The organism is Rathayibacter sp. AY1E2 (genome assembly GCF_002932325.1).
In the GTDB taxonomy this organism is placed as follows: Bacteria; Actinomycetota; Actinomycetes; order Actinomycetales; family Microbacteriaceae; genus Rathayibacter.
In genome coordinates this window covers 106,354-112,569 of record NZ_PSVO01000010.1, presented here as the reverse complement: position 1 = coordinate 112,569, position 6,216 = coordinate 106,354, and the positions used below count along the sequence as shown (strand labels likewise).

Here is a 6,216-nt window from a genome sequence, read left to right as displayed (position 1 = left end):
AACCCGATCCGAAGATCAAGGCCGGGGTATAAAATTGGCATTGAACATAGTGCACGCTGTTGAGTTCTCAAGAATCGGACACATCCCGCCTCCACACCAAAACGGTGCTTCACAACGAAAGTGATCGAAGATGTTGTTGCTTGCGTCATACGCGTCTTCTCGGTAGACTAGGAGAAGTTTCTTTCTCCCTGTCGCCGTGGCAACTTGTATAACTTAGCACATCCGCAGGCCGTGTCAAATCCGGCTTCTTCGCGATGCCGTCACGCTCGTAGGCGCTCCGACGTTGCTCGGTTCAGGACCTGAGTCCTGCGCCGGGCGGCGAAGTTGCTGGATCCGAGGGATCCTGCGAAGGCTTTACATCCGTGCGGCAGACCTGCTCCGAAAAGCTGTCTTGCCGAGTGGATGGTCCCGATTGAGGCCGGGACGTAGGAGCTGCTGCTCTTTCCGTTTCCCTGCGGCCTTTGTGGCGACTCGGAATAAGTTACGCAGCGATCGCGGTGCTGTCAAACGACGGGCCGAAATCGCACATCCCGGGCGTGTCGGGATCGGGGGTCCTCCCCGTCGGCGCCCGGTTCCGCGGGCGGATCCGGGGTCCGAGCCGGCTGCACCGGACCGAGGCGGGCACCCGCGCGCGGGATCCGACTCCACCGAGTGGAAGGACCCTCCCCGGAAACGACGAGGAGCGCGCGGCCCGGATCGCTCCGGTACCGCGCGCTCCTCGAGGGGATGCCGGGACTACGCCCCGATGCCGACCGCCTCGGGGGAGACGTCCGCACCGGGAGCCGAGGGCTCGAGCGCCTCGGCGACGCGCTGCGAGAGCGACGAGTCGACGTTCGCCCAGTACTGGAGCACGCGCTGCCGCAGCTCCGGACGGGTGACCTTCGACACGTGGCCGGCGATGTTCGCGACCAGGCGGGCGCGCGCGTCGTCGTCGAGGACCTCGCGGTAGAGCGTCCCCGCCTGACCGAAGTCGTCGTCCTCCGGGTGGAGGGTCGCCGCGGCGCGCGTCAGCTCGCCGTCGGTCTCCCAGCCGGCCGACTCCGCCGCCCGGGCGGGATCGGCGTGGGCGCCGCCCATCGTGTTCGGCGCGTAGACGGGTACCTCGGACTTCTGGAAGTCGAACCGCATGGGGCCGTCCTTCGAGTACGAGTGCACCGGCGACTTCGGCGCGTTCACCGGCAGCTGCGCGTGGTTGGTCCCCACGCGGTAGCGGTGCGCGTCGGCGTAGCTGAAGATGCGCGCGAGGAGCATCTTGTCGGGGCTGGCCGCGATCCCGGGCACGAAGTTCGAGGGGGCGAACGCCGCCTGCTCGATCTGCGCGAAGTAGTTCTCGGGGTTCCGGTCGAGCGTCATGGTGCCGACCTCGATCAGCGGGTAGTCGGCGTGGGGCCAGACCTTGGTGAGGTCGAACGGGTTGAACCGGTAGCTCTTCGCGTCCTCGTACGGCATGACCTGCACGGACAGCGTCCACGAGGGGAAGTCGCCGCGGTCGATGGCGGAGGACAGGTCGCGGATGTGGAAGTCCGCGTCCTCACCGGCGATCTGGTCGGCCTGCTCCTGGCTCAGGATCTCGACGCCCTGATCGGTCTTGAAGTGGTACTTGACCCAGAAGCGCTCGCCGGCGGCGTTGATCCACTGGTAGGTGTGCGAGCCGAAGCCGTCCATGTGCCGCCACGAGGAGGGGAGGCCGCGGTCGCCCATGAGCCATGTGACCTGGTGGGCCGACTCGGGCGAGAGGGTCCAGAAGTCCCACTGCATGTCGTGGTCGCGCAGGTGGCTGCCGGGCAGGCGCTTCTGCGAGCGGATGAAGTCGGGGAACTTGATGCCGTCGCGGATGAAGAAGACGGGGGTGTTGTTGCCGACGAGGTCGTAGTTGCCCTCGCTCGTGTAGAACTTCAGCGCGAAGCCGCGGGGGTCGCGCCAGGTGTCGGGCGAGCCCTGCTCGCCGGCGACAGTGGAGAACCGCGCGAGCATCTCGGTCTCGACTCCGGGCTGGAAGAGCGCGGCACGCGTGTAGGCGCTGACGTCGGCGGTGGTGGTGAAGCGTCCGAAGGCTCCGCCGCCCTTGGCGTGGACGACCCGCTCCGGGATGCGCTCGCGGTTGAACTGGGCCAGCTTCTCGACGAGGTAGTGGTCGTGGAGCGCGAGGGGTCCGTCGGCTCCGACGCTCAGCGAGTGGTCGTCGCTCGCGACCGGTGCTCCGGAGTTCGTGGTGGTGAATCGTTCCTCGGTCATGTTCCTCCTGTCGGCGAGGGGCACGGAGCCCGCCGCTGCGGTGTAGCGGATGTCGGTCAGTGGGCCAGGGCCAGGCAGTCGGGGCAGGTGCCCCAGAACGTGACGTCGGCGGTGTCCACGGCGAAGCCGCTCGCGGTCTGCGGATGCAGGCACGGCGCCTCCCCGACGACGCAGTCGACGTCGGCCACGGCCCCGCAGCGCCGGCACACCACGTGGTGGTGGTTGTCGCCGACCCGCAGCTCGAACCGGCGGGGATGGCCCTCCGGCTCGATGCGGCGGACGATCCCGGCGTCGGTGAACGCCGAGAGCACTCCGTAGACGGCCTGCGCCGAGGCCTCGGGGAGGCCCTCGCGCACTCGGGCCAGGACCGCGTCGACCCCGGAGTGCGGGTGCTCCTCGAGAGCGAGGAGCACCGCGCGCCGGGTGGCGGTGACCTTGAGCCCGCAGGCTCGGAGCCGCTCGTCCACTGTCGTCATGCCGAGGACACTACCCGAGTTGTCTTGAGCGGATCAAAACAACGGGCGGCGTGGCGCGCTCGTCCGGGTGAACGGCCGGGAACGCTCCGGCGGCCCCGCGGAGGCTCCGATCAGGCGACCGGACCCTCGACCAGCACGACCTGGGCGGAGCGGGCGGCGCCCGCGGAGTCGGTCCACGAGATCGTCACCGACTCCCCGGGCTCGCGCTGCGCGAGCGAGGCGGACAGCTGGTCGGCCGAGGCGACGGCGACCCCGTCGACCGCGGTGACGACGTCCCCCGCCTCGAGGCCCGCCTGCGCGGCCGGCCCGCCCTCGACGACTCCGCCGATCACGGCGCCGGACGCGGTGGTCGCGAGCGCGCGCGAGGTCGGCGACGCGGTGCCGGAGGAGAGGGAGACGCCGAGGAAGGCCGGATAGCCGATCTCGACGGTGGCCGTGTCGGCGCCCGCCTCGATGGTGGCCACGATGTCCAGGGCCTTCGAGATCGGGATCGCGAAGCCGGTGATGTCGGCCGTCCCGCTGGAGGCGGCGGTGTCCATCCCCACGACGCGGCCGGCGGAGTCGACGAGCGGGCCGCCGGAGTCGCCGGAGACGATGTCGGCGTCCGTCTGGATCAGCCCGGTCAGCGTCTCGGCGGAGATCCCCGACTCGGAGCGGGTCGTGATCTGCTGATCGAGACCGGTGACCGTGCCGGTGGCGGCGACCAGGTCGCCCGTCCCTCCCGCGTTGCCGACGGCGGTCACGGTGTCGCCCACAGCGACCCCGTCCGTGTCGAGCGAAGCGGGAGTGAGGCCGGAGGCGTCCTCCAGCTGCAGCACGGCGACGTCGTTCGTCGCGTCGGTGCCGACGACGCGGGCGGTGTAGCTGCGGCCCGTCGACTCCACCGTGACCGAGATCGCGGTGGCGCCCTCGACGACGTGGTTGTTGGTGAGGATCATGCCGTCGGAGGTGAGGATCATGCCGGTGCCGGCCGAGCGGGCGCCCTGGTAGGTGAGCTCGGAGGTGATCGTGACGACGCCGGCGGTCTGCGCGGTGCTCGCGGCCACGGCGTCGGTCGCGCCGGTGGCCGGCTCGGAGGCGGAGGAGCCGCCCTGCGACGAGCCGTACGGGGAGGAGCCGCCCTGCGTCGATCCGCCCCAGGAGGGGACGATCACGTACCCGCCGCCGAAGGATCCGCGCGAGCCGCCGGGGTAGACGATCGTGGTGGCGCCGGCCGAGGCGGAGGAGGCCGCCTCGGTGCGGCCGGCGGTGGCGACTCCGCCTGCTGTCACTCCGATCAGCACGGCGAGGCCGAGGCCGCCGGCGATCAGCGCCCGACGACGACGGTCGTCCGCGCGCAGCGCGCGCACCTCGTCGGCGCCCGTCGCCTCGGTGGTGGCGGGCTGGTCGGTGAGCTCTCGCTCGTCGGATTCGTGTCGCTCGTTCATGGTGTCGTCCTCGTGCCGGGGCCGCCCCTGACGGCGACCGGTTCCCATTCCACGCCAGGCCTCCCGGCGCCGCCTGGACGCTGCTTATGCGGGTCCTATGAGCGCTCGCCCCTCTGAATGGTTGTAGCGTCAACCAAAAGCGGGTAGCGTCTCCGTCGTGACCACCTCCTCCCCGGACCTCCTCGCTCCCGACACCGCGATGGGCGCGGTGACCCTCCGCGTCGCCGACCTCGACGGGATGATCGCCTACTACCGCGACGCCGTGACGCTCGAGCTGCTCTCGCACGACGGACCGGTCGCGGTGCTCGGCCGCGGCGGAGTGCCGGCCGTGATCCTCCAGCACGCGCCCGAGCTGGTGCACGCCTCGCCGCGCAGCGCCGGCCTCTTCCACACGGCGATCCTCTTCGAATCGGAGGCGGCGCTCGCCGCGGCCGTGTACAGCGTCGCGAGCCGGCACCCCGGCTCCTTCACCGGCAGCTCCGACCACCTGGTCAGCAAGGCCTTCTACTTCGACGACCCCGAGCACAACGGCGTCGAGCTCTACTGGGACCGCGACCGCACGCAGTGGTCGTGGACGCACGGGCGGATCGAGATGAGCACGCTCTTCCTCGACCCGAACGCGTTCCTGCAGGAGCACCTCACCGAGGAGTCGATCGCGCAGCCGCGCCTCGGCGGCGCCTCCGTCGGCCACGTGCACCTGAGCGTGGGCGACGTCGCCACCGCGAAGGAGTTCTACGTCGACCGGCTCGGCTTCGAGACGACGATCGCGTACGGCGGGCAGGCGCTCTTCGTCTCGGCGGGCGGCTACCACCACCACATGGCGATGAACACCTGGAACTCGGCGGGCGCCGGACGCCGGCAGCAGGCCCTCGGCCTCGGACAGGTCGAGATCGTGGTGCCCGGCGCCGACGATCTCGGCGCGCTCGGCGAGCGGCTGGCCCGCTCCGGAGTCGCCACCCGCGACGACGGCCGCACCCTCGCCTTCGAGGACCCCTGGGCGAACGCGATCCGCGTCACGACCTCCTGAGCGCCGCCGATCGCGGGGACCCCCGCGGGTACGATGGTCGCGCGGAAGACCGCACTCCCCCGAGACTCCGGAGAACACGGTGCCCACGATCGTCGTTGAAGTCATGCCCAAGGCCGAGCTGCTCGACCCGCAGGGGAAGGCCGTCGCCGGCGCGCTCGCGCGACTGGGCCACTCCGCCCTCCACGGCGTGCGGGTGGGCAAGCGCTTCGAGATCACCGTCGACGAGGTGACCGACGAGGTGCGCGCCTCGGTGCAGCGCATCGCCGACGAGATGCTCTCGAACTCGGTGATCGAGGACGTCGTCGGGATCCACTACCCGGCGGAGGCCGCCCGATGAGGATCGGCGTCATCACCTTCCCCGGCTCGCTCGACGACCGCGACGCCCAGCGCGCCGTCCGGTTCGCGGGTGCGGAGCCGGTCGCGCTCTGGCACGGCGACCACGACCTCGACGGCGTCGACGCCATCGTCCTGCCCGGCGGCTTCTCCTACGGCGACTACCTGCGCTGCGGCGCCATCGCCTCCCACTCCCCGATCATGCGCGAGGTCGTCGACGCGGCGAACGCCGGGACCCCGGTCCTCGGCATCTGCAACGGCTTCCAGATGCTCACCGAGGCGCACCTGCTGCCCGGCGGCCTGATCGCGAACGACATCGGATCCTTCGTCTGCCGCGACCAGCGCCTGATGGTCGCGAGCACCGAGACCGCCTGGACGAACGGCTTCGAGCCCGGCCAGGAGATCACGATCCCGCTGAAGAACGGCGAGGGCGGCTACATCGCCTCGGCCGACACGCTGCTCGAGCTCGAGGCGGAGGGACGCGTCGTCGTCCGCTACCTCGGCCACAACCCGAACGGCTCGATGAACGACATCGCCGGCATCAGCAACCGCCGCGGCAACGTGGTGGGGCTCATGCCGCACCCGGAGCACGCCGTCGAGGAGGGCTTCGGGCCCGACACGGCCGCCGCGATGCGCTCGGGCGTCGACGGGCTGACCTTCTTCACGTCGGCGCTGAAGTCGCTGCTCGCCTCCGCCTGACACATCCGGTCCGGCCGGC

Annotated in this window: 6 protein-coding genes; 3 read left to right on the top strand and 3 right to left on the bottom strand. The window is 70.7% G+C overall.

What is annotated here, in order from left to right; translation table 11 throughout:
• Window positions 1-735: 735 nt before the first annotated feature.
• From C5C49_RS09610 to C5C49_RS09600, 3 genes are all read right to left on the bottom strand, one after another.
• Window positions 736-2,235 (bottom strand): catalase, encoded by a 1,500-nt coding sequence (locus C5C49_RS09610; protein WP_104269005.1) that lies wholly within the window; start codon window positions 2,233-2,235, stop codon window positions 736-738.
• Between the two features lie 56 nt (window positions 2,236-2,291).
• Complete coding sequence (locus C5C49_RS09605; RefSeq protein ID WP_104327675.1) at window positions 2,292-2,711, bottom strand: Fur family transcriptional regulator; 420 nt, start codon at window positions 2,709-2,711, stop codon at window positions 2,292-2,294.
• Window positions 2,712-2,821: 110 nt separating this feature from the next.
• The gene (locus C5C49_RS09600; protein ID WP_104346045.1) at window positions 2,822-4,138 is read right to left on the bottom strand and encodes a S1C family serine protease; all 1,317 of its coding nucleotides are present in this window, start codon (window positions 4,136-4,138) and stop codon (window positions 2,822-2,824) included.
• A gap of 199 nt (window positions 4,139-4,337) precedes the next feature.
• On the opposite strand from C5C49_RS09600, the gene C5C49_RS09595 reads away from it, so the two are divergent.
• From C5C49_RS09595 to purQ, 3 genes are all read left to right on the top strand, one after another.
• Window positions 4,338-5,165, top strand: coding sequence for a VOC family protein (locus C5C49_RS09595; protein WP_104222842.1), 828 nt, complete (start codon window positions 4,338-4,340; stop codon window positions 5,163-5,165).
• Window positions 5,166-5,244: 79 nt separating this feature from the next.
• Complete coding sequence (gene purS / locus C5C49_RS09590; protein WP_104222736.1) at window positions 5,245-5,502, top strand: phosphoribosylformylglycinamidine synthase subunit PurS; 258 nt, start codon at window positions 5,245-5,247, stop codon at window positions 5,500-5,502.
• A complete protein-coding gene (gene purQ, locus C5C49_RS09585) occupies window positions 5,499-6,197 on the top strand; it encodes a phosphoribosylformylglycinamidine synthase subunit PurQ (protein ID WP_104222737.1) in 699 nt (232 codons plus the stop codon). The genes purS and purQ overlap by 4 nt, the downstream gene beginning before the upstream one ends.
• Window positions 6,198-6,216: the final 19 nt, after the last annotated feature.